At 69.8% G+C, this 26,491-nt stretch carries 26 protein-coding genes and 1 pseudogene; 12 read left to right on the top strand and 15 right to left on the bottom strand.

Going from position 1 to position 26,491, the window contains the following annotated elements; genetic code table 11:
• Window positions 1–178: pseudogene (locus tag MMB92_RS28200) on the bottom strand (short-chain dehydrogenase); the annotation flags it as partial.
• A gap of 13 nt (window positions 179–191) precedes the next feature.
• Between MMB92_RS28200 and MMB92_RS28205 the strand changes: the two are divergent.
• Together MMB92_RS28205 and MMB92_RS28210 are read left to right on the top strand one after the other, a co-directional pair.
• Window positions 192–1,382: an SAM-dependent methyltransferase gene (locus MMB92_RS28205; RefSeq protein ID WP_277563091.1), complete on the top strand. Its 1,191-nt coding sequence runs from the start codon at window positions 192–194 to the stop codon at window positions 1,380–1,382.
• A 13-nt stretch (window positions 1,383–1,395) separates the two neighbouring features.
• A complete protein-coding gene (locus MMB92_RS28210) occupies window positions 1,396–1,590 on the top strand; it encodes a DUF2905 domain-containing protein (protein ID WP_006484654.1) in 195 nt (64 codons plus the stop codon).
• 54 nt (window positions 1,591–1,644) lie between these two features.
• On the opposite strand, the gene MMB92_RS28215 is transcribed toward MMB92_RS28210, so the two are convergent.
• The 6 genes from MMB92_RS28215 to MMB92_RS28240 form a co-directional block, all read right to left on the bottom strand.
• Entirely contained in the window at window positions 1,645–1,866 is a 222-nt protein-coding gene (locus MMB92_RS28215) for a hypothetical protein (RefSeq protein ID WP_006484657.1), read from the bottom strand.
• 109 nt (window positions 1,867–1,975) lie between these two features.
• The gene (locus tag MMB92_RS28220) at window positions 1,976–2,884 is read right to left on the bottom strand and encodes a carbohydrate kinase (protein WP_006495474.1); all 909 of its coding nucleotides are present in this window, start codon (window positions 2,882–2,884) and stop codon (window positions 1,976–1,978) included.
• Complete coding sequence (locus MMB92_RS28225; protein ID WP_034201266.1) at window positions 2,881–4,161, bottom strand: AGE family epimerase/isomerase; 1,281 nt, start codon at window positions 4,159–4,161, stop codon at window positions 2,881–2,883. The genes MMB92_RS28220 and MMB92_RS28225 overlap by 4 nt, the downstream gene beginning before the upstream one ends.
• A complete protein-coding gene (locus MMB92_RS28230; RefSeq protein WP_006482178.1) occupies window positions 4,158–5,177 on the bottom strand; it encodes a LacI family DNA-binding transcriptional regulator in 1,020 nt (339 codons plus the stop codon). The genes MMB92_RS28225 and MMB92_RS28230 overlap by 4 nt, the downstream gene beginning before the upstream one ends.
• Window positions 5,178–5,559: 382 nt before the next feature.
• Window positions 5,560–7,404 (bottom strand): phosphodiesterase, encoded by a 1,845-nt coding sequence (locus tag MMB92_RS28235; RefSeq protein ID WP_080322958.1) that lies wholly within the window; start codon window positions 7,402–7,404, stop codon window positions 5,560–5,562.
• A gap of 185 nt (window positions 7,405–7,589) precedes the next feature.
• Window positions 7,590–8,621, bottom strand: coding sequence for a bile acid:sodium symporter family protein (locus MMB92_RS28240; protein WP_006482179.1), 1,032 nt, complete (start codon window positions 8,619–8,621; stop codon window positions 7,590–7,592).
• Between the two features lie 355 nt (window positions 8,622–8,976).
• Here MMB92_RS28240 and MMB92_RS28245 point away from each other — a divergent pair, with 355 nt between their 5' ends.
• The 3 genes from MMB92_RS28245 (at window position 8,977) to MMB92_RS28255 (ending at window position 12,027) form a co-directional block, all read left to right on the top strand.
• On the top strand, window positions 8,977–9,459 hold the full coding sequence (locus MMB92_RS28245) for a peptide-binding protein (RefSeq protein ID WP_277563092.1): 483 nt from the start codon (window positions 8,977–8,979) through the stop codon (window positions 9,457–9,459).
• 345 nt (window positions 9,460–9,804) lie between these two features.
• On the top strand, window positions 9,805–10,881 hold the full coding sequence (locus tag MMB92_RS28250; RefSeq protein ID WP_006488646.1) for a porin: 1,077 nt from the start codon (window positions 9,805–9,807) through the stop codon (window positions 10,879–10,881).
• A gap of 183 nt (window positions 10,882–11,064) precedes the next feature.
• Window positions 11,065–12,027 (top strand): LysR family transcriptional regulator, encoded by a 963-nt coding sequence (locus tag MMB92_RS28255; RefSeq protein ID WP_006488650.1) that lies wholly within the window; start codon window positions 11,065–11,067, stop codon window positions 12,025–12,027.
• A gap of 115 nt (window positions 12,028–12,142) precedes the next feature.
• On the opposite strand, the gene MMB92_RS28260 is transcribed toward MMB92_RS28255, so the two are convergent.
• A complete protein-coding gene (locus MMB92_RS28260) occupies window positions 12,143–13,102 on the bottom strand; it encodes a nitronate monooxygenase family protein (RefSeq protein WP_006488640.1) in 960 nt (319 codons plus the stop codon).
• 239 nt (window positions 13,103–13,341) lie between these two features.
• On the opposite strand from MMB92_RS28260, the gene MMB92_RS28265 reads away from it, so the two are divergent.
• Entirely contained in the window at window positions 13,342–14,238 is an 897-nt protein-coding gene (locus tag MMB92_RS28265; protein ID WP_058901866.1) for an alpha/beta hydrolase, read from the top strand.
• A gap of 61 nt (window positions 14,239–14,299) precedes the next feature.
• On the opposite strand, the gene MMB92_RS28270 is transcribed toward MMB92_RS28265, so the two are convergent.
• Entirely contained in the window at window positions 14,300–14,791 is a 492-nt protein-coding gene (locus tag MMB92_RS28270; protein WP_006488649.1) for an Lrp/AsnC family transcriptional regulator, read from the bottom strand.
• A gap of 112 nt (window positions 14,792–14,903) precedes the next feature.
• On the opposite strand from MMB92_RS28270, the gene MMB92_RS28275 reads away from it, so the two are divergent.
• Window positions 14,904–15,806 (top strand): DMT family transporter, encoded by a 903-nt coding sequence (locus MMB92_RS28275; RefSeq protein ID WP_006488637.1) that lies wholly within the window; start codon window positions 14,904–14,906, stop codon window positions 15,804–15,806.
• A gap of 252 nt (window positions 15,807–16,058) precedes the next feature.
• Here MMB92_RS28275 and MMB92_RS28280 read toward each other — a convergent pair whose 3' ends face one another.
• The 4 genes from MMB92_RS28280 to MMB92_RS28295 are packed head-to-tail and all read right to left on the bottom strand — an operon-like array spanning window position 16,059 to window position 18,701.
• Entirely contained in the window at window positions 16,059–16,265 is a 207-nt protein-coding gene (locus tag MMB92_RS28280) for a DUF1289 domain-containing protein (protein WP_277563093.1), read from the bottom strand.
• Window positions 16,262–16,768, bottom strand: coding sequence for a YbaK/EbsC family protein (locus MMB92_RS28285; RefSeq protein WP_006488642.1), 507 nt, complete (start codon window positions 16,766–16,768; stop codon window positions 16,262–16,264). Before MMB92_RS28285 ends, MMB92_RS28280 begins: the two co-directional genes overlap by 4 nt.
• 26 nt (window positions 16,769–16,794) lie before the next feature.
• Window positions 16,795–17,727 (bottom strand): hydroxymethylglutaryl-CoA lyase, encoded by a 933-nt coding sequence (locus MMB92_RS28290; RefSeq protein ID WP_277563094.1) that lies wholly within the window; start codon window positions 17,725–17,727, stop codon window positions 16,795–16,797.
• A 32-nt stretch (window positions 17,728–17,759) separates the two neighbouring features.
• Complete coding sequence (locus MMB92_RS28295; protein ID WP_059721718.1) at window positions 17,760–18,701, bottom strand: glyoxylate/hydroxypyruvate reductase A; 942 nt, start codon at window positions 18,699–18,701, stop codon at window positions 17,760–17,762.
• Between the two features lie 345 nt (window positions 18,702–19,046).
• On the opposite strand from MMB92_RS28295, the gene MMB92_RS28300 reads away from it, so the two are divergent.
• The gene (locus tag MMB92_RS28300; protein ID WP_277563095.1) at window positions 19,047–19,670 is read left to right on the top strand and encodes an alpha/beta hydrolase; all 624 of its coding nucleotides are present in this window, start codon (window positions 19,047–19,049) and stop codon (window positions 19,668–19,670) included.
• A 259-nt stretch (window positions 19,671–19,929) separates the two neighbouring features.
• Here MMB92_RS28300 and MMB92_RS28305 read toward each other — a convergent pair whose 3' ends face one another.
• Entirely contained in the window at window positions 19,930–20,211 is a 282-nt protein-coding gene (locus tag MMB92_RS28305; RefSeq protein WP_062884276.1) for a hypothetical protein, read from the bottom strand.
• 556 nt (window positions 20,212–20,767) lie between these two features.
• On the opposite strand from MMB92_RS28305, the gene MMB92_RS28310 reads away from it, so the two are divergent.
• The 3 genes from MMB92_RS28310 to MMB92_RS28320 are packed head-to-tail and all read left to right on the top strand — an operon-like array spanning window position 20,768 to window position 24,765.
• On the top strand, window positions 20,768–21,523 hold the full coding sequence (locus MMB92_RS28310) for a 2Fe-2S iron-sulfur cluster-binding protein (protein ID WP_277563096.1): 756 nt from the start codon (window positions 20,768–20,770) through the stop codon (window positions 21,521–21,523).
• An 18-nt stretch (window positions 21,524–21,541) separates the two neighbouring features.
• Window positions 21,542–22,543 (top strand): xanthine dehydrogenase family protein subunit M, encoded by a 1,002-nt coding sequence (locus MMB92_RS28315; RefSeq protein WP_277563097.1) that lies wholly within the window; start codon window positions 21,542–21,544, stop codon window positions 22,541–22,543.
• Window positions 22,540–24,765, top strand: coding sequence for a xanthine dehydrogenase family protein molybdopterin-binding subunit (locus MMB92_RS28320; protein WP_277563098.1), 2,226 nt, complete (start codon window positions 22,540–22,542; stop codon window positions 24,763–24,765). The genes MMB92_RS28315 and MMB92_RS28320 overlap by 4 nt, the downstream gene beginning before the upstream one ends.
• A gap of 9 nt (window positions 24,766–24,774) precedes the next feature.
• Here the strand turns inward: MMB92_RS28320 and MMB92_RS28325 are convergent, their stop codons facing one another.
• Window positions 24,775–25,695: a LysR substrate-binding domain-containing protein gene (locus MMB92_RS28325; protein WP_058901861.1), complete on the bottom strand. Its 921-nt coding sequence runs from the start codon at window positions 25,693–25,695 to the stop codon at window positions 24,775–24,777.
• A gap of 112 nt (window positions 25,696–25,807) precedes the next feature.
• On the opposite strand from MMB92_RS28325, the gene MMB92_RS28330 reads away from it, so the two are divergent.
• Entirely contained in the window at window positions 25,808–26,446 is a 639-nt protein-coding gene (locus MMB92_RS28330; RefSeq protein ID WP_006493377.1) for a glutathione S-transferase, read from the top strand.
• Window positions 26,447–26,491: the final 45 nt, after the last annotated feature.

Genomic DNA, 26,491 nt, shown 5'->3' on the forward strand with positions numbered 1-26,491 from the left:
CGAGCGCGTCGGCGGCCGCGCGCGGCGCGCCGTGGCTGCGCTGCAGCGCGACGTCCCAGCCGCGGCGGGCGAAGCCCGTCGCGAGCGCACGGCCGATCGACGCGGCGTCGGCCGCGCTGCCCAGGGCGCCCGTGACGAGCACCACGCGTGGGGTCGACGTATCGGCTGAAACGGTCATTTACAATGCCGGGATGAACCCGAAAGCTCACGAACCCGCTAGTTTACCTGCTCCCGGCCCTGACGCGCTCGCGCAGTCCGAAACCCTTGCCGCGCAACTGCGCGACGCGATCGCGGCGGCCGGCGGCTGGCTGCCGTTCGACCGTTTCATGGAGCGCGCGCTGTATGCGCCGGGCCTCGGTTACTACAGCGGCGGCGCGCGCAAGTTCGGGCGCCGCGCCGACGACGGCAGCGACTTCGTCACCGCCCCCGAACTGTCGCCGCTGTTCGCGCAGACGCTCGCGCAACCGGTGGCCGAGGCGCTCGCGGCGAGCGGCACGCGCCGCGTGATGGAATTCGGCGCCGGCACGGGCAAGCTCGCGGCCGGGCTGCTCGCGGCGCTCGACGCGCCGTGCGTCGAGCTCGACGAATACCTGATCGTCGACCTGTCCGGCGAGCTGCGCGAACGGCAGCGCGACACGATCGAAGCCGCGGTGCCGGCGCTGGCCGCCAAGGTGCGCTGGCTCGACGCGCTGCCCGAGCGGTTCGACGGCGTCGTGGTCGGCAACGAGGTGCTCGATGCGATGCCGGTGCGGCTGTTCGCGAAGGCGGATGGCGCATGGCGCGAGCGCGGCGTCGCGCTCGACGCGCGGCACGCGTTCGTGTTCGACGACCGGCCGGTCGGCGCGGCCGGCCTGCCGGCGGTGCTCGCGGCGCTCGACGTCGGCGACGGCTACGTGACCGAAACGCACGAGGCGGCGCTCGCGTTCACGCGCACCGTCTGCACGATGCTCGGCCGCGGCGCGGTGCTGCTGGTCGACTACGGTTTCCCCGCGCACGAGTACTACCACCCGCAGCGCGACCGCGGCACGCTGATGTGCCACTACCGCCATCACGCGCACGACGACCCGTTCGTGTACCCGGGCCTGCAGGACATCACCGCGCACGTCGAATTCACCGGCATCTACGAGGCCGCGATCGCCACCGGCGCCGAGCTGCTCGGCTATACGTCTCAGGCGCGCTTCCTGTTGAACGCGGGCATCACCGACGCGCTGGCCGCGATCGATCCGTCCGACATCCACGCCTTCCTGCCGGCCGCGAACGCGGTGCAGAAGCTGATCTCGGAAGCCGAGATGGGCGAGTTGTTCAAGGTGATCGCGTTTTCGCGCGGGATCGACGGCACGCTCGACGCGTTCGCGCGCGGCGACCGCTCGCACGCGCTCTGACGAGGCATCCCTCATGTTGCGCTGGCTGATGGCGTCGTTTGTCGCGGTGATGATCCTGACGCGCTGCTGGCCGTGGCTCGGCAAGCTCGGCATCGGCCGGATGCCGGGCGACGTCACGCTGACGCTCGGCGGGCGGCGCTACCCGTTCCCGTTCATGTCGACGCTGGTGCTGACGATGCTGGTATCGATGGTGGCGCGGCTGCTCTGAGCCGCAGGCGGCGCGTCGCGGCCGGGCCGCGGCGCGCGCATGACGGCTCGCGCCTTACAGTTCGATTTCGCCGAGAATCCGGTGCGCGAGCGCCTTCGCTTCCTCGAACGCTTCTTCCTCGCTCGAACTCGTCGTGTGAACGTCGTAGCGCATGTTCTCCGTCTCGTCGCCGTCGTCCCGCGCGAGGATCACGTAGCCCTGAAACTCGCCGTTGTCCGCGCGGTGCGTATGCGCCTTGGCCGTATAGATGCCTTTGGTGAACGTGTTCGTGTCCATCGTGCCTCTCCCGCAATAGGACGCTTCATCGTAGCACTGCGGCGCAGCATGGTGAGTGCGGTTTATCGGTGACCGATCAGCGACCGGTCACCGTTCCTTCAACGTCCCTTCAACCTTCGAGCAGCGCGACGACCTCGTCGAGCGTCGGCGCGTGCGCGCCCGTGTGCCGGCACGCGGCGGCGCCGGCCGCCAGCGCGAACGCGAGATGCTCGCGCCAGCCGCGCTGCGGCGCGGCCATCAGGCTGAACAGCAGCCCGCCGATCGACGCGTCGCCCGCGCCGACCGTGTCGGCCACCTCGACGCGCGGCGGGCTGGCTTCGTGCACGTCGCCGTCCGCGTAGAGCGTCGCCGCCTGCGCGCCGCGCGTGACGAGCACGGCCGCCCGCGGATTCAGCGCGCGCACCGCCGCGATCGCGTCGGGGCCGTCGCCGCCGAACAGGTGCCGCAGGTCCTCGTCGGACACCTTGATCAGGTCGGCGAGGGCGGCCATCTTCTCGAGCGTCGGCCGGTACGCGGCCGTCATCAGGTTCCGGCAGTTCGGATCGAAGCTGATCTTCACGCCGCGCGCGTGCAGGTCGGCCGCGAGCGCGGCCAGCGTGCCCGCGAGCGGTTCGCGCACGAGGCTGATGCAGCCGAAATGCGCCCATTTCACGTGTTCGGTCCAGCCGGCCGGCAGCCGGGCGGGATCGAATGCGAGGTCGGCGCTCGCTTCGCCGATGAAGAAGTACGCGGGCGGGCGCGTCTCGTGGACGATCGCGAGCAGCGGCGGCCGCGCGACACGCTGCAGGAAGCGCAGGTCGAGCCCGGCCGCTTCGCTCGTGTGCCACAGCACGTCGGAGAAGCAGTCTTCGCCGATCGCGCCGGCGAGCGCGCTCGGCACGCCGAGCCGCGCGACCGCGCGCGCGACGTTCCAGCCGGCGCCGCCCGGCACCGACGTCCACTGCGCATCGCCCGCGCGCACCATGTCGGTCAGGATGTCGCCCGCCGACACGAAAGCCGGAAACGTGCCGCCGCTCATTGCGTCGGCTCGCTGCGTTGCGCGCGCGCGAGGGTCGCGAGCACGTCGTAGCAGGCGCCCATCGTGTGATAGTCGGTCTTGCCGGCCGGGCTTTTCTCGTCGCTGTACTTGCGGTTGTCGCAGGTGAGGATTCGATACCACGCGCCGTAGCGGTGATCGACGAAATGCGCCCAGCTGTAGCGCCAGATCTCGTCGTACCAGTCCCAGAAGCGCTCGCTGCCGGTGCGCGCGCCGAGCATCGCGGCCGCCGCGAAGGTTTCCGCCTGCACCCAGAAATACTTGTTGTGGTCGCAGATCGTGAAGTCGGGGCCGAAGCCGTAGTACAGGCCGCCGTGATCGGCGTCCCACGCGTGCGTGAGCGCCGCGTCGAACAGCTCGGCCGCGCGCGGCGCGAGCCAGTCGAGCGGGCGGTGCCGCTCGAGGATCAGCAGCAGCTTCGCCCATTCGGTCTGGTGTCCGGGCTGGAAGCCCCACGGACGGAAGATGTTCGAGCTGTCTTCCTTGTTGTAGTCCCAGTCGATCGACCAGTCCGCATGGTAGTGCTCCCACACGAGGCCGCCCGACAGCGCGGCCTGGCGCTGCGTGATGTGGGTGGCGAGCTTTTCCGCGCGATCGAGGTACGTGAGGTGGCCGGTCGCCTCGTACGCGGCGAGCAGCGCTTCCGTCATGTGCATGTTCGCGTTCTGGCCGCGATACGACGACACGTTCCAGTTCGCCGTCGCGTCGTCCGCATACAGGCCCGCGGCCGCATCCCAGAAGCGGTGCTCGGCGAGTTCGTAGGTGGCGGCGATCAGCGGGCGCGCTTCGTCGATGCCGGCCATCGTCGCGTGCGCGGCCGCGAGCAGCACGAACGCGAGCCCGTAGCAGTGGCGCGTGCCGTCGAGCGTCGCGCGCTTCGCGCCGTCGCGCCAGTCGAGTTCCCAGTCGTAGCCCTGCAGCGTGTCGTCCCAGTGCGCGTCGCGCAGGAAGCGCAGCCCGTGGCGCGCGTAGTCGAGGTGACGCGGATCGCCGAAATGGCGGTACGCCATCGCGTAGTTGAAGACGAACCGGCAGCTGCTGACGAGGTGGCGCGACGTGCGGTTGTAGATGCTGCCGTCGTCGCGGAAGTAATGGTAGAAGCCGCCCGTCGGGTCGAAGGCGTGGGTCGCGTAGAAGCGCAGCGTGTCTTCGATGTGCGACAGCAGGAACGACGGATCGCGAAAGCTCGCGACGAACGGTGCGGCTTGCGTGTGGGCGGCCGGCGCGGCCGTGCAGGGTTGGACCGGAGGCATGTTCATGATTCGGTGGCCGTTACGGTATCGAGTGCCGGGGAGCCGGCGGGCTGGCTGCTGGCCCGCACGATCAGCTCGACGGGCAGGGAAATCTCGGTGCGCTCGGGCGCTTCGGCGAGCAGCAGCTCGACGCCGCGGCGGCCGAGCGCTTCCTTGTCGACCGCGAGCGTCGTGAGCGGCGGGCTCGCGTGCGCGGCGGCCGGGATGTTGTCGAAGCCGACGATCGCGATGTCGTCCGGAATCCGCAGGCCGCGCGCGGTGCACACGCGCTGCGCGGCCAGCGCGGCCGCGTCGTTGTACGCGAACACGGCTTCGGGGCGCGGGCCCGGCGCGTCGAGCAGTTGCTCCATCGCGCGCGCGGCGCCCGTGTCCGGGTCGAGCCCCGCGTCGATCGTCACTTCGTAGGCGGGATCGAACAGCCGCCCGGCTTCGAAGAACGCGCGCCGGTAGCCGATCGCGCGCTGCGCGATGCTGTAGTGCGCGGGCGAGCCGCCGATGAAGGCGATCCGCGAGCGGCCGGTGGCGAGCAGGTGGCGCATCGCGAGCGCCGCGCCCGTCGCGTTGTCGATGTTGACCGAGCGCAACCCGGGCGCCCACAGGTCGATCAGCACGAGCGGCCGGCCGGTGGCGGCGAGCGCCTCGATCGTCTCGGGCTCGATGAAGCCGGCCACCGCGATCGCGTCGGGCGCGTGCGGACGCATCTGGCGCAGCACGTCGTCGTTCGGGCCGACCGTGAGCAGCGTCGGCACGATGCCGCGCTCGCGGCAGGCGTCCTCGACGCCGTGCAGCACGTGCGAGAAGAACGGGCTGGCCGGAAAGCGGTTGTGCTGGCGGTGCAGCAGGAAGGTGAGCCGGCGGATGCGCGGCCGCAACTGCGCGGGATCGTAGCCGAGCTGCTGCGCGATCTCGACGATGCGCGCACGCGTCGCTTCGGACAGGCCCGGCTGGTTTTTCAGCGCGCGGGAGACGGTGCCGATCGAGACCTCTGCCGCCCGCGCCACATCGCGAATGGTCGTACCCATCGTTCGGGGTCCGGTTTGTTTAGGGTGAAAGCGATTGTATAGTAAAACACATCGCCGAATTCGGGCCGGATAACCGGGGAATACCCGAAAATAACGGGTTTTTAAGCGCTAATCTGCGAAAACGCCGTTACTAAAAATACTAAACAAAACGCGAAAAAGGCAAGGTGCGTGTGCGGGTATCGGGCGGCATCGACGGTGCCGCGGGAAACAGCGGAAGGAGCGCGGGCCGGCGGCGCGCATGAAGGCGTGCTGCCCCGTGGACTTCGCGCGCGACGATGAGGGCCGGCGGCGCAACCGCCGAACCTTGCGTCGCACCGGCATCGGTTTCCTCGCACGGTGCGCAGGCGTCTAGCTGTTCCGTGCGTCCGCGGCAGCGCGCGGTTCAGCCTGCCGCCACCGCCACGGCCGGCGGTTCGCCGCGATGGCGCAGCGCGGCGCGGCCGGCATCGAGATCGACGACCGCGAGCCCGTCCGGCTGCTGCTTCGCCCGCCGCTTCGCGAGCGCCGCGACCGACGCGATCTCGTCGCTGCCGTAGCGTTTGGCGCCGTGCGCGCCGGCCGGCACGCCGACCGCGCCGATCGCCATCGTCACGAAGCCGAAGAACGCCGGGTTGCCGTGGCGATCCTCGCCGCGCAGCCCGCCCGCCTGCCGGTCGGCCTGCGTGTAGAAGAGCTGCGCGCCGTCGTTGAAGCGCGCGATCGCGTCGGCGGCGCGCTCGCGCCAGTCGTCGCGCTGGAACAGCACGAGGAAATCGTCGCCGCCGACGTGGCCGAGAAAGTCGCGCTGCGGGTCGCACACGCCGGCCAGCACCGTCGCGGCGAATTTCAGCACTTCGTCGCCCTGCCAGTAGCCGTACTGGTCGTTGAACGGCTTGAACTGGTTCAGGTCGACGTAGCACGCATGAAAGCCGGCGTCGCGCTGGAGCAGGCGGTCGATGTGCGCGCTGATCGGGATGTTGCCGGGCAGGAACGTCAGCGGATTCGCGTAGCGCGCGGCCTCGATGCGCATCTCGGTCACCGCGCGCACGAGGCTCTCGCCGGTGCCGAGCCCGACATAGCGGCCGTGGTCGGTGATCACGAAGCCGTCCGCGAGATAGCGCTGGTCGTGGCTCGCGAGCAGCATCGCGAGCTGCTCGAAGGTCGTCGCGACGTCGATCATCAGCGGCGCATCGTTCGCGAACTGCAGGCACGGCTTCTTGCCGAACACCTCGCGGTGATACGGCAGCGCGAAGCGGTCGATGAAGCCGCGGCGATTCACGAGCGCGACGGGCCGCCCGCGCTCGACGAGCGCGACCGCGTGCAGGTCGGGCATCCGGTTGAACAGCTCGAGCACGTCGTTGCTGGTCGCGTCGCGCGGCAGCGCCGGGGCGGGTACGAGCATCTTCCCGGCGATCGTGCCGGCCGGCCGCACCGCGCGCGTCACGCCGGGAAACACCGCGATGTGCGGCGCGCGGATCGCGTCGCGCGCGGCCGGCGCGACCACCCGCGACGGCTGCGCGTTCGGCCGGCCGAGCAGGAAGCCCTGCACGCAGCAGATGCCCATGTCGCGCACGACGATCAGGTCGCATTCGTTCTCGATGCCTTCCGCGATCAGTTGCGCGCCGCTCGCCTGCGCGAAGTGCTGCATCGCCTTCACCGCTTCGAACTTGAGCGGGTCGCGCGCGATGTCGTGGATGAAGAAACGGTCGATCTTCACGACGTCCGGATGCAGGCGCAGCCACAGGTTCATGCTCGCGTTCGCGGTGCCGTAGTCGTCGAGCGCGAACTGGATGCCGGCGTCGCGCAGCGACGCGACCGCCGGCCCGATGTGCGCGACGTCGGGAATCGCGTTCTGCTCGGTGAGCTCGATCACGATGCGCTCGGCGCCGACGCGCGCACGGCCGAGAAACTGGCGGGTGCGCTCGCGTTCGCTGGCGAGCGTGAGGATCGTGCCCGCGCTGAAATTGAGGAACAGCTTGCCGTCGCAGCCGAGCGCCGCGAACGCGTCGAGGCACGTGAGCGCGGCGGCCCGTTCGAGCGCGATGGTTTCGCCTTCGCGCGCGGCCTGCGCGAACAGCGCGGCGGGTGGTTCGAGGTCGGTGCCGCGCGGGCCGCGGATCAGCCCCTCGTAACCGACGACCGTCCCCGACCCGAGGTCGACGATCGGCTGGAACACGGCGGCGAGCGCGCGATCCGCGATCAGGCGCGTGGTGCGGGCGACAGCGGAATCGGAGGGAAGCGCGGGCATGGGCGAGGGCAGCCGAATCGACGGGACGCCCGACTTAACGGCACCGCTCGCGGAGAATTGAATGAAGATTTCGTGACGCGATGGGCGTTGTTGGTGCATCGCGTCGCGAGCGCGTTGGGGTGTGGCTGGAAGGGGCGGAAGGCAGGAGGCCGCCAGCGGCGGCCATCCGGCCCCCCGGAGACACGTCAGCGCTTGCCGGTACTCAACGCGCCCGACGTGGCCGTCGCATCACCCTCGTCCTGCTCGCCGCTCGTGTCGCGCGCGCCCCAGCGCTGCGCGAGCGCCGCGCACGCCATCAGCTGGATCTGATGGAACAGCATCAGCGGCAGCACGATCGCGCCGACCGCGTTCGCCGAGAAGATCACCTTCGCCATCGGCACGCCGGCCGCGAGGCTCTTCTTCGAGCCGCAGAAGATGATCGTGATCTGGTCGGCGCGGTTGAAGCCGAGCCGCTTGCTGACGAACGCGGTCAGCAGCAGCGCGATCGCGAGCAGCACGAGGTTGACGGCCAGCAGCCCGCCGAGCGCGCGCGGCGGAATCTGGTGCCACAGCCCCTCGTTGACGGCCTCGCTGAACGCGACGTAGACGACCAGCAGGATCGAACCCTGGTCGACGAAGCGCAGCACGCCGCGATTGCGGTCGATCCAGCCGCCGATCACGGGCCGCAGCAACTGGCCGGCGATGAACGGCACGAGCAGCTGCATCACGATGCTGCCGACGGTGCTCCACGGCGACGCGGCGGCGGCCGATTGCGACGTGATCATCAGCCCGACGAGCGCCGGCGTGACGAAGATCCCGAGCAGGCTCGACGCGGATGCCGCACACACGGCGGCCGGCACGTTGCCCTTCGCGATCGACGTGAACGCGATCGACGACTGGACCGTCGACGGCAGCGTGCACAGGAACAGCACGCCCGCATACAGCGTCGGCGTGACGAGCGGCTGCAGCACGGGCTTCAGCGCGAGGCCGAGCAGCGGGAACAGCGCGAACGTGCTGAGCAGCACGACCGCGTGCAGCCGCCAGTGGGTCGCGCCGGCGACGACGGCTTCGCGCGACAGTTTCGCGCCGTGCAGGAAAAACAGCAGGCCGACCGCGATGTTGGTCGCCCAGTTGAACGCATGGGCGGCCGGGCCGCGGCAGGGCAGCAGGCTCGCGAGCACGACGGTGCCGACCAGCGCGAGCGTGAAGTTGTCGGGAAGAAAACGGGGACGGGCCATCGGGAACTCGATTCGGAAACAGCACGGGCGGCAAAGGCGCGCGTCGCGCGCGCGGATGGCGTCATTGTCGCGGTTGGCGATTCACTACACAAATTCATTGTGCGAATCGATTGATGAATCCGTTGCATGCAATGGCGTCCGCCACACCTGTCCGGCCCCCCGCAAAACAGCAGAAGAATGTTCTGCCGCGATCGCGCCCCGAAGTGAAAAAACCTAGCAGTAACATGGTGTTACACCGATGCCGGCGACATAACACTTTTTGGCTCGACACACTTTCCGCCCGCTCATAAATTACTGCTGAAAGCCTTGGGTCGGCCGAAAGGAGCCGACGGCGGGCGTCGATGGGCACGGAACGATGACGGAACGGGTGAAACGGAAGATCGGACGATGGGTGGCAGGCGTGCTCGGCACGCTGCTGATGCCGCTCGCGCTCGCCCAGCCGCCCCATGGCGGTCACGGGTTCGGCGGCCACGGCTTCGGTGGCGGCGACATGCGCGCGTACGGCCAGGCGGCCGCCGGCGGTCCCGTCTGGCGCCGCGCCGCGCCGCCTGCCGGCGTACGTCCCGGCGGCGTCAGCGGCTCCGGCTCCCGCTGGGGGCTGCGCCCGACGCCGTCGTACGGCCATTACGCCGCGCAAAGCCCGTATCGGCCGATCAGCGCCGACGTCCGCCAGATGCCGCGCCCGCCGGGCGGCGGCAACGTCCCGTTGCGCGCCGGTTCGATCCGCGCCGACGTCGCCCGCTACAACGAGGAGCGCGGCGGTCGTCCGATGCCGCCGCCCCGCTCGCAGGAAGAGCCTGCGCACTCGCCGTTTTTCTCCCCGTTCTACCGAAACTGAGCGCCCCGGCGCGCGTCCCCTCGCCGGCTGATGCGAATTCGCCACAGTCGCGCGCAGATTTCCGCTGATTTTCCCGCCGCATTGCGCTATCTTTCGCGCCCGGCACGCGCATGCCACGCCGCCGCCCGCCCGTGCGACCGCGTTCGCGCCGGGCCGCCGCCGTGCATCCGGCCATGGATACGTTCCGCGAAGTTAAGGCTGGCGCTATACCAGCAATAAGTGTGCGCAATTTTGACCGGACGAATGATCCGTAAAGATGGCTGCGCCCCATACGACGCAAGCACTCGGCTCCAAAAAACAACGCTCGCGCCACTTATCGACTATTCGACAAAACCTGGAGATCCCATGAAAGCATTCGCTCGCCGTGCGTCGCGCACGTCCGTCAAGCTGATCGCCGCAGCCGCCTGCGTGGCGGCCGCCGCACCCGTCCATGCGCAGTCGAGCGTCTCGCTCTACGGTCAGGTCGACGAATGGGTCGGCGCCACCAAGTTCCCGGGCGGCAATCGGGCGTGGAACGTGTCGGGCGGCGGCATGTCGACGTCGTACTGGGGCCTGCACGGCGCGGAGGACCTCGGCGGCGGCTACAAGGCGATCTTCACGATGGAGAGCTTCTTCCGCGCGCAGAACGGTCAGTACGGCCGCTTCCAGGGCGACACGTTCTTCGCGCGCAACGCGTACGTCGGCATCAGCTCGCCGTACGGCACGGTGACGGCAGGCCGCCTGACGACGCACCTGTTCCTGTCGACGATCCTGTTCAACCCGTTCTACGACTCGTACACCTTCTCGCCGATGGTGTACCACGTGTTCCTCGGCCTCGGCACGTTCCCGACCTATCCGAGCGACCAGGGCGCGGTCGGCGATTCGGGCTGGAACAACGCGCTGTCGTACACGTCGCCTTCGTTCGGTGGCCTGAATTTCGGCGCGATGTACGCACTCGGCAACCAGGCCGGCGACAACCGTTCGAAGAAGTGGAGCGCGCAGTTCAACTATGCGAACGGCCCGTTCGCGGCGACCGCCGTCTATCAGTACGTGAACTTCAACAACGGCCCGCAGGATCTGAGCGCGCTCGTGACCGGCATGAAGAGCCAGGGCATCGCGCTGGTCGGCGCGACCTACGACCTGAAGCTCGTGAAGCTGTTCGGCCAGTACATGTACACGAAGAACGACCAGGTCGCGGGCAGCTGGCACGTGAACACCGCGCAGGGCGGCGTGTCGGTGCCGCTCGGCGTGGGCAACGCGATGGCGTCGTATGCGTACTCGCGCGACGCGGGCGGCCTCGACCAGACGCGCCAGACCTGGGCCGTCGGCTACGACTATCCGCTGTCCAAGCGCACCGACGTCTACGCGGCCTACATGAACGACCACATCAGCGGCCTGTCGACCGGCAACACGTTCGGCGCAGGCATCCGCGCGAAGTTCTGACGCGCACGCGCGATCGGCGCGCCGGCCGCGCGCGTCAATCGCGCGTTTTGGCTGCATGTTTTCCCGCCCGAAACGGCGCCGCCACCCGCGGCGCCGTTTTGCCTTTCTTGACCTTTCTGTTTCCTCGCCTTTGTTACCCTATCTCGTAATTGGTTGATTCCCCCGGGATTGCGAGCTAGTTCGATGGATACCCTCGTCAGCATGAATGTGTTTCGCTACGTCGTCGAAGTGGGCAGCTTCGTCGGCGCGGCGGAGCGCATGCAGATGTCGGCGGCGATGGCGAGCAAGCACGTGATGCACCTCGAGCAGCAGCTCGGCGCGCGGCTGCTGCATCGCACGACACGACGCGTCGCGCCCACCGAGGCCGGACGTGAATACTATGAGCGCCTCGTGCAGGCGCTGTCCGAACTCGACGAAGCCGGTCAGGCCGTCGGCGCCGCGAGCGTGGTGCCGCAGGGCCGGCTGCGCGTGACGTCGCTGTCCGCGTTCGGGCTGCGGCACGTGATGCAGGCCGTCACCGATTACGCGGGTCGGTTCCCGGACGTGACGGTCGACATGACGCTCTCCGATCGCGTGGTCGACCTGATCGAGGAAGGCTACGACGTCGCGGTGCGCGCGGCGCCGAACGGCCTGAAATCGTCGTCGCTGGTCGCGCGCCAGATCGCGACCGCGCACATCCTGCTGGTCGCGTCGCCCGAGTATCTCGAGAAGCGTGGCACGCCGCAGACGATCGCCGATCTCGCGAACCACAACTACCTGCGGCGCGATTCGAATTCGACGATGCTCGATTCGCTGGTGATCGACGCGGCCGCCGCGTCGCGCGTGAGCCTGAACGGCAACCTGATCGTGAACCATCTCGAAGGGCTGCGCGCGGCCGTGCTCGCCGGCGCGGGCATCGCGCTGCTCGGCACCGAAGTGGTCGGCGACGACATCGAGTCGGGTCGGCTCGTGCCGGTGCTGCTCGATTCGGTGCCGCCGCACGAGGCGCCGATCTACGCGGTGTACGCGAGCCGTCGTCACGTGTCCGCGAAGGTGCGCTCGTTCGTCGACTTCCTGGCTGCGCGCTTCGAAGGGCAGTCGTTGTGCCCGTCCATCGAAGCGCGTCTGCGCGTGCTGCCGATCACGCGGATGAAGCGCGCGGTCTGACCCGCATCGTCCGCCGCGGCGGGGCAATAAAAAAAGCGCGAACCGCTGCGGTTCGCGCTTTTTGCTTGGCTCGACGATTTCGCGTCGATGGCGGCCGCGATGGCCGCCGCCTCCGTCAGCGCGGGATGCCGAGCCGCGCCTTCGCGTCGTCGTATTCGCGCTTGAGCCGCTCGACGAGCGCACCCACGCTCGGCAGGTCGTCCATCAGGCCGACGCCCTGGCCCGCACCCCAGATGTCCTTCCACGCCTTCGTTTTGTCGCTGCCGAAATTCATCTTGGTCTTGTCGGATTCCGGCAGCGCGTCCGGATCGAGGCCGGCCTTCTCGATGCTCTCGCGGATGTAGTTGCCGTGCACGCCCGTGAAGAGGTTCGTGTAGATGATGTCCGACGATTTCGCGTTCAGGATCGCGTGCTTGTAGTCGTCGATCGCGTGCGCTTCCTGCGTCGCGATGAAACGCGTGCCCATGTACGCGAAGTCGGCGCCCATCGCTTGCGCGGCGAGGATCGAGCCGCCGTTCGCGATCGAGCCGGACAGCACGATCGGACCGTCGAAGATCTTGCGGACTTCGCCGACCAGCGCGAACGGCGACGTCGTGCCCGCGTGGCCGCCGGCGCCGGCCGCGACGAGGATCAGCCCGTCGACGCCCGCTTCGAGCGCCTTCTGCGCGTGGCGCAGGTTGATCACGTCGTGCAGCACGATGCCGCCGTAGCTGTGCACCGCGTCGACGATCTCGCGCGCCGGTGCGCGCAGGCTCGTGATGAAGATCGGCACCTTGTGCTCGACGCACACGCGCACGTCGTGTTCGAGCCGCGCGTTCGACTGGTGGACGATCTGGTTGACCGCGATCGGGCCGATCACCGCATCGGGATGTTTCGCCTTGTGGTCGGCGAGTTCCGACTGGATCTGCGTGAGCCACTCGTCGAGCAGTTCGGCCGGGCGCGCGTTGAGCGCGGGGAACGAGCCGACGATGCCCGCCTTGCATTGCGCGAGCACGAGTTCGGGGTAGCTGACGATGAACATCGGCGACGCGATGACGGGGAGCGTCAGGTTCTGCAGGACGGTGGGCAATGCCATGTGATGTCTCCAGTCTCCGGGGGCGTTGCGGTCGGACGGTGATTCGAGTGTAGCTGTGGAATGCGTTCGTTCATATTAATACGAACGGTCGTGCGATTCTACGCGAGCTTAACAAACTGCGCGGTGTGCCGGCAATCGAGTGAGTGTTCTCTTTCTATGGTTTCGGGTGCTTACCCCGCTGTGAAGACGCGCCGGCGCTCCTAAAATAGCCGCCATAACAAACCAACGAGAAACAAACCATGTCGTTTGAGGCGTTTGCACCGTTTCGCGTGACGGTGCAGGACACCGACATTTTCGGTGTCAAAGGAGGCACGGGGCCGCCGCTGCTGTTGCTGCACGGCCATCCGCAGACCCACATGATCTGGCATCGTGTTGCCGCGACGCTCGCGGATCACTTCACGGTGATCGCCACCGACCTGCGCGGCTACGGCGCATCGGGCCGGCCGCCGAGCGACGCGCGGCACACGCCGTATTCGAAACGCGCGATGGCGGCGGACCAGGTCGCCGTGATGCGGCATTTCGGCTTCGAGCATTTCCACGTATGCGCGCACGATCGCGGCGCGCGGGTCGCGCACCGGCTCGCGCTCGATCACGCGGATGCCGTCGAGCGGATGATGCTGCTCGACATCGCGCCGACGCTCGCGATGTACGAGAAAACCGATCGCGCGTTCGCGACCGCGTATTTCCACTGGTTCTTCCTGATCCAGCCGGCGCCGCTGCCCGAGACGCTGGTCGGCGCGCACACCGATGCGTACATCGAGCGCGTGATGGGCAACCGGTCGGCCGGGCTGGCGCCGTTCGCGCCGGAGGCGCTCGACGCGTACCGGGCGGCGCTCGCGCAGCCGGGCGCCGTGCACGCGATGTGCGAGGACTACCGCGCGTCGGCGACGATCGATCTCGAGCACGACCGTGCGGATCTCGAACGCGGCAACAAGGTCGCGTGCCCGCTGCGCGTGCTGTGGGGCGAGCACGGGATCGTCGGCCGCTGCTTCGATCCGCTCGACGAATGGCGGCGCGTCGCGCGCGACGTCAGCGGCCGTGCGCTCGACTGCGGGCACTACATTCCCGAAGAGGCGCCGGCCGCGCTGATCGACGAACTGCTCGCATTCTTCGACGCGCGCGACGCGGCTGCGTGACGGTGCGTGCAGGCGGCCGGCGCGGGTCGCCCGCGCCTCGGCGGGGCGTGCCGCTCGCGGCTCAGCGGTGCGCGTGCTCGTCTTCGGCGAGCGGCGGCAGGCGGCGCGGCACGGGCGTCGATTTCACGATCGCGGTGCTCGTCTCCGCGCGCTCCGTCACCTTCGACAGGATGTCGTCGAGATGCTCGATCGTGCGCAGGTAGAGCCGACAGATGAAGCAGTCGTCGCCGGTGACCTTGTCGCATTCGACGAATTCGGGAATCCGCCGCAGCAACTCCTCGACCAGATGCAACTGGCCCGGCAGCGGCTTCACGCGGACGATCGCCTGCAGCGTGTAGCCGAGCGCGCGCGGGTCGAGCTCGACGGTGAACGCGGCGATCACGCCTTGCGCCTCGAGCCGCCGCACGCGGTCGGCGGTCGCGGGCGCCGACAACCCGATCTGCCGGGCGAGTTCGCTGGTCGCGATGCGGGCGTCGTCGGCCAGCGCGGCGACGATCGCGCGGTCGGTCGCGTCGAGCGACGCGACGGCAGGCGGGGAAAGGCGTTTCGGCATGATTGCTTTGCTTTCGAAGGTGAATCGGCTGATTCACTTCAGTTTAGCCGTGGTTGCGGCGAAAGCAAGTTTCTAGAATCGAAGTCATCCACTCTCTTCAACGGAGTTCCTGATGGCCACGAATGAAATTCGCCGCGGCGCCGCCGAGATGATCGTCGCGATGCTGATGTCCGGCACGATCGGCTGGCTCGTGATGTCGTCGCAGCAGCCGCTGACCAATGTCGTGTTCTTCCGCTGCGTATTCGGCACCGCGACGCTCGCGATCGTCTGTGCGGCGTTCGGTTTCCTGCGCCGCTCGCTGTTCTCGCCGCGGATGCTCGTGCTCACGATGTTCGGCAGCCTCGCGATCGTCGCAAACTGGCTGCTGCTCTTCGCCGCCTATTCGCGCGCGTCGATCTCGATGGCGACCGCTGTCTACAACACCCAGCCGTTCATGCTCGTCGCGCTCGGCGCCATCGTGTTCCGCGAGCGGATCACCGCGTCGACGGTCGCGTGGCTCGTGCTCGCGTTCGCGGGGCTGGTGTTCGTGGTGCGCGTGGAGCCGGCCGTGCTCGCGGTGCCCGGCGAATACCTGGAAGGGGTCGCGCTGTCGCTCGGTGCGGCGTTCCTGTATGCGATCTCGTCGATCATCACGAAGCACCTGAAGGGCACGCCGCCGCATCTGCTCGCACTGCTGCAGGTCGGCCTCGGCGTCCTGCTGCTTGCGCCGTTCGCACACTTCGACACCTTGCCGGCGACGGTCGGGCAATGGGCCGACCTGATCGTGCTGGGCATCGTCAACACCGGGCTGATGTACGTGCTGCTGTACGGCGCGGTCCAGAAGCTGCCGACCGCGATGACGGGCGCGCTGTCGTTCGTCTATCCGGTCGTTGCGATCGTCGTCGATCGTGTCGCGTTCGGGCAGACGCTCGCGTGGACGCAGGTGGTCGGCGCGCTCTTGATCCTGCTCGCGGCGGCCGGCGTGAACCTCGGCTGGCGCATCGTGCCGGCGCGTCGCACGGCGGTCGGCAACTGATACGGTCAGACGATTCGGCGCCGTGGCGGGCTCATGCAGCGGCCGTCGAAGGGGCGAGTCGGGAACGGAGATTGCGCTTGAAACGACGCCCAGCGGACGCCGCGCGCACTCGGAAAAGCGCTGTAAGAAGTTGTAGGGAAACACCCGATGCGATGCGGCCGCGTCGCTCGTATGATGCGGGCTGTGACGTTGATCACGTTCACAGGATTCCGATCTCGATGCCGTTCGCCCGTGAGGCTGAACGGCTTTTTTTTATGTCTCGCTGCCTGCGATCAGGCGCCGCCGTGCGTCGAGCCGCGCGAGCAGCGCGCGCCGCGCGTCGTCGTCCGACGTATGCCATCCCTTGATCTCGCCGCGCGTGCGCAGGCAGCCCGCGCACCAGTCGGTGCGCGGATCGATCCGGCAGACGTCGGTGCACGGCGACGCGACCGTGGCGACCGGCATCGTCACGTCGCTCATGCGGACTCCCGCAACGCGACGTCCGCGACCGGCGCGCCGGTGAGCGACACGAGTTCGTGCGGCGACAGGTTGAACACGGCGTGCGGATGGCCGGCGGCGGCCCACAGGCTGTCGAGCGCGAGCAGATCGGCGTCGATCAGCGTGACGGGTTCGACCAGATGGCCGATCGGGCAGACGCCGCCGATCGCATAGCCGGTGTTGTCGCGCACGAACTTCGCGTCCGCGCGGCCGACCGGGCCGACCTGTTCGGCGACCTTCCTTTCGTCCACGCGGTTGACGCCGCTCGCAATCACCAGCACGGGCGCGCCGTCGGCCTGCCGGCGAAACAGGATCGACTTCGCGATCTGCGCGACCGAGCAGCCGAGCCCGGCCGCGGCCTCGGCCGACGTCTTGCCGGTTTCGGCGAGCATCACGATGCCTTTCGCATGGCCGCGCTCGCGCAGCAGCAGCGCGACGCGTCGCGCGGAATCGGGGAGGGAATCGAATGAAGCGGGTGTCGTCATGTTGATGAATCCGTGGAGTGGCGCGATCAGACGCAGTTCGCGGCGTCGGCCGCGCTCCGTGCTTTCGCGAGCAGTGCACGACCGGCGCGCGACACGTTCGCGCGGCCGATCGCGTTCGAGATGAAATCGCCGGCGGCGACGACCTGCGCGAGGTCGATGCCGGTTTCGATGCCGAGGCCCTGCATCAGGTACAGCACGTCCTCGGTCGCGACGTTGCCGGTCGCGCCCTTCGCGTACGGGCAGCCGCCGAGGCCCGCGACCGATGCGTGAAAGATCTCGATCCCTTCGAACAGCGCCGCGTAGATGTTCGCGAGCGCCTGGCCGTAGGTGTCGTGGAAGTGGCCCGACAGGCGTTCGCGCGGGAACACGCGCGTGACGGCCGCGAGCACTTCGCGCGTGCGCTTCGGCGTGCCGACGCCGATCGTGTCGGCGATGTCGATCTCGTCGCAGCCGAGCGCGGCGAACCGTTCGACGACGTCGACCACCGACGCGACCGGCACCTCGCCCTGGTACGGGCAGCCGAGCGTGCACGACACGCTGCCGCGCAGCCGCAGGCCCGCATCCTTCGCGGCTTTCGCGACGGGCTCGAAGCGCGCGATGCTCTCGGCGATGCTGCAGTTGATGTTCCGCTGCGAGAACGCCTCGCTCGCCGCGCCGAAGATCACGACTTCGTCGGCCCGTGCCGCGACCGCATTCTCGAAGCCCTTCAGGTTCGGCGTGAGCACCGAGTACACGGTGCCCGGGCGACGCTCGATGCCGGCCATCACGTCGGCGCCGTCGGCCATCTGCGGCACCCATTTCGGCGACACGAACGACGCGGCCTCGACGTTGCGGAAGCCGGCGCGCGACAGCCGGTCGACGAGCGCGATCTTCACCTCGGTCGGCACGAAGGTCTTCTCGTTCTGCAGCCCGTCGCGCGGGCCGACTTCGACGATCTTGACGGCGGTGGGGAACGTCATGGTTGTCTCCTGGTTTCTCTTTGTGGCGGAATTCAGTAGCCGCGCGCGTAGTCGACGATGCCGCTGACGGGCGCCCCGCGCTCGAACGCGCGGATCTTGCCGGCGATCTGCTCGACGGCTTCCGCGCGCAGCGTCTCGGCCGAGCTGTGCGGCGTGATCGTGATGCGCGGCGTACGCCAGAACGGATGGTCGTCCGGCAGCGGTTCGTGCTGGAACACGTCGAGCGTGGCCGCGGCGACCTGGCCGCTCGCGAGCGCGTCGAGCAGGTCGGCTTCGACGAGATGCGCGCCGCGCGCGACGTTGACGACGTACGCGCCGGGCGCGAGCCGCGCGAATGCGCGCGACGACAGGATGCCGTCGGTGTCGCGCGTGCTCGGCAGCAGGTTGACGAGCACCTTCGCGCCGTCGATGCACGCGTCGAACGCGCCGTCGCCGGCGAAGGTCGTGACGCCGTCGAGCTGCTTCGCGCTGCGGCTGTAGCCGCGCACCGGCACGCCGAGGGCGGCGAGCGCGCGGGCGACTTCGGCGCCGAGCACGCCGAGCCCGAGGACCGCGACGGTGAAGTTCGCGCGCGCATGCGGCTCGAGCGGCTGCCAGCGGCGCTCGCGCTGCTGCAGGTCGTATTCGTCGAAACGGCGCAGGTAGCGCAGCACCGCGTGCGTCACGTATTCGACCATCTGCTGCGCCATGCCCGAATCCTCGAGCCGCACCAGCGGCACGTGCGCGGGCAGCGTGCCCGGATGCGCGCGGTCGAGCGCGAGCAGCGCATCGACACCCGCGCCGAGGTTGAAGATCGCGCGCAGGCCGTCGCGCGGCGCGAACAACTCGCGCGGCGGGCGCCACACGAGCGCGTAGTCGGCGGCAGCCGTATCGCCCGGCTGCCACGCGCGCAGTTCGGCTTCCGGCAGCGCACGCGCGATCTCGTCGCGCCATGCGCCGGCGTCCTGATGCGGCGAGTAGAACAGGATCTTCATTGCGTGAGGGCGCGCGCGCCGGCAAGGCGCGCCGCGGGAACGGCAAGCGAAGCCGGGTGCAGCGCACCGGCGGACGTAGCGGACATCGGGCGTCTCCTGACGAGCGGTCCGGCGCGTCGGCGCGGGGACCGGTTCCGTGTGAAGCTGACGGGAAGCCCACATTCTACGGTTTCGCGGCACATCGCGCCGTCGTGCGGGACGGGCGGCCGGTGCGGGCCGCCGTCACGCGGCCACCGGCCGCCACCGCGGCACCGGTCGTGCAAAAGCAAAGCACAAAATATTGGTTCGGCCGCCGCGTACCCGGCGCCACAATCGAACCTCGTCTTCAAGCAAGCGAGGGCAATCATGCGCGCATGCAGCAAATCGGCGTGGCCGCCGCGGCTCGTCACCGTTCCGGGCCTGCACGGCAGCGAAGGCGCCCACTGGCAGACCTGGCTCGAGCGGCAGTTCCCGCGCTCGTTGCGCGTCGAGCAGCACGACTGGGATGCGCCCGATCTCGCGGGCTGGGCGCAATCGGTGCGGGCGCTGCTCGATCGCGAGCGCGGCTCGTTCGTGCTCGCCGCGCACAGCTTCGGCTGCCTCGCGGCCGCGCATGCGCTCGCGCAGTGGCCGCACGTGGGCGATGTCGCGGGCGTGCTGTTCGTCGCGCCGGCCAGCCCGAAGAAATTCACGTTTGCCGGGCCGTTCGACGCGCGCCGGCTCGCGGTGCCGTCGATCGTGATCGGCAGCGAGACCGATCCGTGGATGCCGCTCGCCGATGCGCGCACGCTCGCGCAGCGCCTGGGCAGCGCGTTCGTGAACCTCGGCGACGCCGGGCACATCAACACCGCGGCCGGCTTCGGGCCGTGGCCGCGCGCGAAATACTTCATCGACACGCTGGTGCATTGCGCGGCGCCGCTGCGCTTTCGCGACGCCGACGACGGCTTCGAGGCCGCGCTCGTCGATCGCGCGCTCGCGCACGCGGTCTGACGGGCTGGCCGCGCGGCGCAGGCTGCGCGGCGGCTGCCGCGGCATGTCGCGCCGATGACGCGCCGATGACGCGCCGGCCTGAAGCCGGCCGGCGCTGAATCGCTCGGCCGGCCGTTCTCGATGTGGCTCGCGAAGCGGCGCGCGAACGTGCCGTTTGCGCCGCCGTCCACCCCACCGTTACGTCATACCCGTCACGCCTCCGCACGAGCGCCTGCTGCTCTGTGCGAGCGGTGCCGACTCCTGTCAGGTTACGAAGGAATCAACCCGGCGACGAGGCGGCGGCGCTCGATGCGGCCGCGTTCGTGGCGGGCTTCGCATCGTCGTCGTCATCGGGCGGGTAGTGCACGACGGGCGGCGCGAGCGGCGCGGCATCGGATGCGGCGGCGTTCGCGGGCGCGTCGCTGTTGAACGCGCTGGCGGCGCCGCTCGATGCGCCGGCCTGCGGCGCGGCGTCGGTCGCGTGAGCGTCGGGCGGTGCGTCGTCGCTGCAGGCGGCGAATACGGCGGCACACAGAACGACGGCGACGGAAACGCGACGCATGACTTCTCTCTCCTGGCAGGCTGATCGGGAAACGTTTTCGAGTATGCCGCCGCGATGCGACGTTTCGGTGAATCGTTGGCGATCGGGGCGCGATCGCGACATGTTTTCGTCAGGCCGACCGCGCGCCTTCGCGGCGATCCGCCTGCACGCATGGCGGAATTTTCCAGCAGACGCGGATGCTGCGCGCATTTACACGGCGCGCAACTTCCCAACCCGGCCACCGCGAAGCGGCCGCCATGCGCGCCATTGGTGATGCGACCGGCAACTTGCGATCGACGGGCGGCCGGTTTCGCCCGAAAACCGGGCGTTATTGCCGCTTCGTCAGTGAACTGCCAGCCGCGCGTCAGCGTGGCGTCATGAACGCGCGATCTCGGGCGCCCGAGCCTGGCGATCGCTTGTGCGCGCCGCGGCCCGGCGCCGGCACGCTGCAGGGGCGCGGCTTCCCGCGGTGGCGCGGCACCGGAATTGCTCGTTTGCCGATCCGCGTGCCGACCGCGCTGCCTTCCGGGTACGAGCGGCACATCCGCGTCCCTCCACCATGGAGCGAGCACAAGCCATGTCCAGCGATCGATCCGATTCTCCGTCCGCCGAACCGGCGCGCGATGCCGCCCCGTCGCCGCTCGGGCCCGGCCATCCCGTGGCGCCGCCGTTGCCGCACGATACGCCGTCCAGCGCCGCGCGGCGCCGCTTCCTGCAATCCGCGGCGGCTGCCGCGACCGTCAGCGCCGCATCGCACGTTCATTCGCAGCCGCCGCACGCGGCAGCGCAGCCGGCCGCGCCGCGCCGCGATACGGCGCCGGCGCAGCCCGTGCGTCTCGACATCAACGGGCGCGCGTACACGCTGCAGCTCGAACCGCGCGTGACGCTGCTCGACGCGCTGCGCGAATACGCCGGCCTCACGGGCACGAAGAAGGGCTGCGACCGCGGGCAGTGCGGCGCGTGCACGGTGCTCGTCGACGGGCGGCGCATCAACGCATGCCTGACGCTCGCGGTGATGCACGAAGGCGAGCGGATCACGACCGTCGAAGGGCTGGCGCGCGACGGCGTGCTGAGCCCGGTGCAGCGCGCGTTCGTCGAATACGATGCGTTCCAGTGCGGCTACTGCACGTCCGGCGAGCTCTGCTCCGCGACCGCGCTGCTCGACGAGTTCGCGGCCGGCGCCGGGAGCGCCGCCACCGACGACGTGCGGCGTCGCCCCGCGCGCCTGTCCGACGACGAGATCCGCGAGCGCATGAGCGGCAACCTGTGCCGGTGCGGCGCGTACCCGAACATCGTCGCCGCCGTGCGCGCCGCGCATGCGGCGCACGGCTAGCCGACGGAGGGCACCGCAATGGAAGCGATCTCCTACGAGCGCGCGACCGACGTCGCCGGCGCCGTGCGCGCGGCGCAGCGGCCCGGCACGGCCTTCATCGGCGGCGGCACGAACCTGCTCGACCTGATGAAGGGCGGCGTCGCGCGGCCCGTCACGCTCATCGACATCACGCGGATCGCGGGCCTCGATACGGTCGATGCGCTGCCCGGCGGCGGTATGCGCATCGGTGCGCTCGTGCGCAACAGCGATGCGGCCGATCATCCGCGCCTGCGCGCCGGCTATCCGCTGCTGTCGCAGGCGTTGCTCGCCGGGGCGTCCGCGCAATTGCGCAACATGGCGACCGTCGGCGGCAACCTGATGCAGCGCACCCGCTGCCCGTATTTCTACGACCCCGCGTTCGCGCAGTGCAACAAGCGCGAGCCGGGCAGCGGCTGCGCGGCGATCGGCGGCCACAACCGGATGCACGCGATCCTCGGCGCCAGTCCGCACTGCGTGGCGGTGAACCCGTCGGACATGAGCGTCGCGCTCGCCGCGCTCGATGCCGTCGTGCAGGTGAGCGGCCCGCGCGGCGCACGGCAGATTCCGATCGCGTCGTTTCACCGCTTGCCGGGCGATCGCCCCGATCTCGACACGACGCTCGAACCGGGCGAGCTGATCACCGCGGTGGACTTGCCGCCGCCGCGCTACGCCGACCATGCGCACTATCTGAAAGTGCGGGATCGCGCGAGCTACGCGTTCGCGCTGGTGTCGGTCGCGGCCGCCTTGCGGATGGACGGCCCGCACGTTGCCGACGCGCGGATCGCGCTGGGCGGCGTCGCCCACAAGCCGTTGCGGGCGCTGGAGGCGGAAGCGCATCTCGCGGGCCGCACGCCGACCGACGCGACGCTGCGCGAGGCGGCCGCGCTGGCGTTGCGCGATGCGCGGCCGCTCGACGGCAATGGATTCAAGGTCGCGCTCGCGCAGCGGGCGATCGTCCGTGCGGTCGCAACGGCAGCCGCCACGACGGGAGGTGTCGCATGAACACGTTGACGGGACAGCCGCTCGACCGTGTCGACGGCGTACTCAAGGTGACGGGCGGCGCGCACTACGCGGCCGAGTTTGCCGATGCGCGGCTCGCGCACGCGGTGCTCGTGACGAGCACGATCGCATCCGGGCGCATCGAATCGATCGATGCGGCGCGCGCCCGCGCGATGCCGGGCGTGCTGATCGTGATCACGCACGAGAACGCGATGCGGCTGCCCGACGGCGGCCGGCCGCCGCTGTCGCCGCCCGCCGGGCGCCGGCTCACGTTGTTGCAGGACGACACGGTGCGCTACAGCAACGAGCCCGTCGCGGTCGTCGTCGCCGAGACGCTCGAGCAGGCGACCGACGCCGCGAACGCCGTGCAGGTGCGCTATCGCGCGAGCGAGGCCGTGCTCGATTTCGCGCAGGCGAAGCACGGCGCGCGCGTGCCGCCGAAACAGCAGGGGCGTGCGATGGACACGCTGCGCGGCGACCTCGATGCCGGCCTGCGCGAAGGCGCGGTGCGCATCGACGCAACCTATACGACGCCGATGCAGCACCACAACCCGATCGAGCCGCACGCGACGATGGCGCGCTGGGACGGCCCGATGCTCACGCTGCACGATGCGACGCAGGGCGTGTCGGGCGCGAGCGCGGCGGTGGCCGCGGTCTTCGGCATCGCACCGGAGCAGGTGCGCGTGATTTCGCCGTTCCTCGGCGGCGGCTTCGGCTGCAAGGGTTCGTCGTGGTCGCACGTGTCGTTGTGCGCGATGGCGGCGAAGCAGGTCGGGCGCCCGGTTCGGCTCGCGCTGACGCGGCCGCAGATGTTCGGCCCGGTCGGCGGGCGGCCGTTCACCGAGCAGCGCATCGTGCTGGCCGCGCGCCAGGACGGGGCGTTGACGGCGATGCGCCACGACACGATCGCCACCACGTCGACGTTCGAGGACTGGATGGAGACCTGCGGGATGCCGTCGCGCATCCTGTACGCGGTGCCGAACCACGCGACCACGCACCGGATCGTGTCGCTGAACGTCGGCACGCCGACGTTCATGCGCGCGCCCGGCGAGGCGTCCGGCTCGTTCGCGCTGGAATCGGCGATGGACGAGCTTGCGTGGCGGCTCGGCATGGATCCGGTCGCGCTGCGGCTCGCGAATTACGCGGAAGTCGATCCGCAGGACGGCAAGCCATGGTCGAGCAACGCGCTGCGCGAATGCTACCGCGTCGGCGCGCAGCGCTTCGGTTGGTCGCGCCGTGCCGGCGCGCCGCGCACGATGCGCGACGGCGACACGCTGATCGGCCTCGGGATGGCGGCCGCCACGTATCCGGCGAACCGCAGCGAGGCGTCGGCGCGTGCGCGGATCTTGCCGGACGGCACGGCCGAAGTCGCGTCGGGCACGCAGGACATCGGCACCGGCACCTACACCGTGATGACCCAGGTCGCGGCCGATGCGCTCGGTTTCGCGCCGCGGAACGTGCGCTTCGTGCTCGGCGATTCCAGCCTGCCGCGCGCGCCGGTATCGGGCGGCTCGCAGTCGGCGGCGAGCGTGGCGCCGGCCGTGCGCGAGGCCGCGTGGCAGGCGCGCGCGAAGCTGATCGCGCTGGCGATCGCCGATCCGGGGTCGCCGCTGCACGGCGCCGCGGCCGATGACGTGACGGTCGACAACGGCTGGATCGTGCATCGCGGCGCGCCGTCGCGGCGCGATCCGGCCGCGGCGGTGCTCGCGCGCGCGGGCGGTCGACTGATCGACGCGCAGGCGACGACGAAGCCGGGCGACGAGAAGTCGCGCTACGCGTCTCACTCGTTCGGCGCGGTGTTCGCGGAAGTGCGCGTGGACGCCGAGCTCGGCACGATCCGCGTCCCGCGCATCGTCGGCGTGTACAGCGTCGGCCGTCTGCTCAACGCGAAGACCGCGCGCAGCCAGTTGATCGGCGGAATGGTATGGGGACTGGGTACCGCGCTCGAGGAGGGTTCGCATCTCGACGTGCGCCACGGCCGCTTCACGAACGCGAATCTTGCCGAATATCACGTGCCCGTGAACGCGGACATCGGCGCGCTCGACGTGAGTTTCGTCGACGAAAGCGACACGCATTTCAATCCGCTCGGCATTCGCGGCATCGGCGAGATCGGCATCACCGGCGTGCCGGCCGCGATCGCCAATGCGGTTTATCACGCAACCGGCGTGCGGGTGCGCGACTTGCCGATCACGCTCGACAAGGTGGCGATGCCGACGCGTGCGTGAGCCGCGACGTCAGCGCCGCGGCGTCCTGCGCCGCACTTCGCTGCGCAGCCAGTCGAGCCAGGTGCGGATCGCCGCCTCGTGCGGATGGCCGGGGCGCCATACGACGTAGTGCGCATACACGTCGGCGATGCGCACCGTCGACACGCGCACGAGCGTGCCGTCCGCGAGTTCGGGCTCGATCAGCGAGCGGCGCGCGAGCGCGACGCCGCGGCCTTGCCGTGCTGCGTCGATCAGCGCGTTCGTATCGGTGAAACGGGGCGCGCGCGCGGATTCGGTGAGGTCGAGCCGCGCGGCCTGGAACCACGGTTCCCACGGTTGCGCGGGATGGCGCAGCAGCGTCGCGCGGACGAGGTCGGCCGGCGTGCGCGGGGCGACGCCGTCGCGATTGCGGTAGGCGGGGCTCGCGACCGGAAAGATCGTCTCGTTCATCAGCTTCTCGGCGACGACGCCGGGCCAGGTGCCGGGCCCGTAGCGCAGCGCGACGTCGATGCGGTCGCGCTTGCGCAGCGGCGCGAGCGCCACGTCCGGATGGAGCACGATCGAGATGTGCGGATGCGCGGCGGAGAAGCGCGGCAGGCGCGGCGCGAGCCAGCGCTCGGCGACGCTCGGCAGCACGCTGACGTTCAGCGTCACGTCGCAGGTGCGCGGGCGGCGGCGCACCGCCAGCGCGGGTTCGAACGCGCGTTCGAGCACGCTCAGGCCCTGGCGAACCTGCAGTGCGAGGGCATGCGCGGCGTGCGTCGGCGTCGCACCGTTGCGCTCGCGCGTGAACAGCGGATAGCCGAGCTGCGCCTCGAGCGCGCGGATGTGCTGGCTGACCGCCCCTTGCGTGAGCGCGAGTTCGTCGGCCGCACGCGTGAAGCTCTGCAGCCGCACGGCAGTTTCGAACGCGCGCAGCGTCTGCAGCGGAGGGAGGTGGATGCGTCGCATACGGGTATTAGTAACACTAATGTCCTAGCACGACAATTCATCGTTTGCCGCGTATCGGTACGCGTTCCTACACTCGGTTCCGTCTTCCACAGCCCCATCGGGCCACACCGCCATGAACGCCTATCGTCTCTACCTTTCGCCGGGCGCCTGCTCGCTTGCCGCCCACATCGCGCTGGAGGAAACCGGCGCGCCGTTCGACGTCGAAATCGTGTCCGTGCGCGAACAGCAGAACCTCGAAGCGCGCTATCTCGCGATCAACCCGAAGGCGCGCGTGCCCGTGCTCGCGATTCCGGGCGAGCCGCGCGTGCTGACCGAAACGCCGGCGATCCTCACGTATCTCGCGCGCCGCTATCCGGACGCGCAACTGCTGCCGCTCGACGATCCGCTGCGCGAGGCGCGCTGCCACGAATGGCTCGCTTGGCTGGTCGGCTGGGTGCATGGCGTCGGGTATGGCGCGCTGTGGCGGCCGGGGCGCTTCATCGACGATCCGGCGCTGCACGGCGCGATCAGCGCGCATGGGCGCGGCACGATCGAGGCCGCGAACGCGTCGATCGAAGCCCTGCTGGCCGACGGGCGCACGTGGGCCGAGCCGGGCGCGCATTCGATCGTCGATCCGTTCCTGCTCGTGCTGTATCGGTGGGGCGTCGCGATCGGGCTCGACATGACGCGGCATCCCGCATGGACCGCTCATGCGCAGCGCGAGGCCGAACGGCCGGCCGCGCGGCGCGCGCTGGCGCGCGAGGCGGCCTGACGGGGGAGCGGGCGTCGCGGGTCCTTGCCGCGACGTCCGAGTGAA

The sequence above is a fragment of the Burkholderia sp. IO2 genome, assembly GCF_029522185.1.
Lineage (GTDB): Bacteria > Pseudomonadota > Gammaproteobacteria > Burkholderiales > Burkholderiaceae > Burkholderia > Burkholderia cenocepacia.

Coding starts and splice junctions, on each gene's coding strand:
- MMB92_RS28205 (WP_277563091.1), top strand. CDS start 192: ATGAACCCGAAAGCTCACGAACCCGCTAGTTTACCTGCTCCCGGCCCT.
- MMB92_RS28210 (WP_006484654.1), top strand. CDS start 1,396: ATGTTGCGCTGGCTGATGGCGTCGTTTGTCGCGGTGATGATCCTGACG.
- MMB92_RS28215 (WP_006484657.1), bottom strand. CDS start 1,866: ATGGACACGAACACGTTCACCAAAGGCATCTATACGGCCAAGGCGCAT.
- MMB92_RS28220 (WP_006495474.1), bottom strand. CDS start 2,884: ATGAGCGGCGGCACGTTTCCGGCTTTCGTGTCGGCGGGCGACATCCTG.
- MMB92_RS28225 (WP_034201266.1), bottom strand. CDS start 4,161: ATGAACATGCCTCCGGTCCAACCCTGCACGGCCGCGCCGGCCGCCCAC.
- MMB92_RS28230 (WP_006482178.1), bottom strand. CDS start 5,177: ATGGGTACGACCATTCGCGATGTGGCGCGGGCGGCAGAGGTCTCGATC.
- MMB92_RS28235 (WP_080322958.1), bottom strand. CDS start 7,404: ATGCCCGCGCTTCCCTCCGATTCCGCTGTCGCCCGCACCACGCGCCTG.
- MMB92_RS28240 (WP_006482179.1), bottom strand. CDS start 8,621: ATGGCCCGTCCCCGTTTTCTTCCCGACAACTTCACGCTCGCGCTGGTC.
- MMB92_RS28245 (WP_277563092.1), top strand. CDS start 8,977: ATGACGGAACGGGTGAAACGGAAGATCGGACGATGGGTGGCAGGCGTG.
- MMB92_RS28250 (WP_006488646.1), top strand. CDS start 9,805: ATGAAAGCATTCGCTCGCCGTGCGTCGCGCACGTCCGTCAAGCTGATC.
- MMB92_RS28255 (WP_006488650.1), top strand. CDS start 11,065: ATGGATACCCTCGTCAGCATGAATGTGTTTCGCTACGTCGTCGAAGTG.
- MMB92_RS28260 (WP_006488640.1), bottom strand. CDS start 13,102: ATGGCATTGCCCACCGTCCTGCAGAACCTGACGCTCCCCGTCATCGCG.
- MMB92_RS28265 (WP_058901866.1), top strand. CDS start 13,342: ATGTCGTTTGAGGCGTTTGCACCGTTTCGCGTGACGGTGCAGGACACC.
- MMB92_RS28270 (WP_006488649.1), bottom strand. CDS start 14,791: ATGCCGAAACGCCTTTCCCCGCCTGCCGTCGCGTCGCTCGACGCGACC.
- MMB92_RS28275 (WP_006488637.1), top strand. CDS start 14,904: ATGGCCACGAATGAAATTCGCCGCGGCGCCGCCGAGATGATCGTCGCG.
- MMB92_RS28280 (WP_277563093.1), bottom strand. CDS start 16,265: ATGAGCGACGTGACGATGCCGGTCGCCACGGTCGCGTCGCCGTGCACC.
- MMB92_RS28285 (WP_006488642.1), bottom strand. CDS start 16,768: ATGACGACACCCGCTTCATTCGATTCCCTCCCCGATTCCGCGCGACGC.
- MMB92_RS28290 (WP_277563094.1), bottom strand. CDS start 17,727: ATGACGTTCCCCACCGCCGTCAAGATCGTCGAAGTCGGCCCGCGCGAC.
- MMB92_RS28295 (WP_059721718.1), bottom strand. CDS start 18,701: ATGAAGATCCTGTTCTACTCGCCGCATCAGGACGCCGGCGCATGGCGC.
- MMB92_RS28300 (WP_277563095.1), top strand. CDS start 19,047: ATGCGCGCATGCAGCAAATCGGCGTGGCCGCCGCGGCTCGTCACCGTT.
- MMB92_RS28305 (WP_062884276.1), bottom strand. CDS start 20,211: ATGCGTCGCGTTTCCGTCGCCGTCGTTCTGTGTGCCGCCGTATTCGCC.
- MMB92_RS28310 (WP_277563096.1), top strand. CDS start 20,768: ATGTCCAGCGATCGATCCGATTCTCCGTCCGCCGAACCGGCGCGCGAT.
- MMB92_RS28315 (WP_277563097.1), top strand. CDS start 21,542: ATGGAAGCGATCTCCTACGAGCGCGCGACCGACGTCGCCGGCGCCGTG.
- MMB92_RS28320 (WP_277563098.1), top strand. CDS start 22,540: ATGAACACGTTGACGGGACAGCCGCTCGACCGTGTCGACGGCGTACTC.
- MMB92_RS28325 (WP_058901861.1), bottom strand. CDS start 25,695: ATGCGACGCATCCACCTCCCTCCGCTGCAGACGCTGCGCGCGTTCGAA.
- MMB92_RS28330 (WP_006493377.1), top strand. CDS start 25,808: ATGAACGCCTATCGTCTCTACCTTTCGCCGGGCGCCTGCTCGCTTGCC.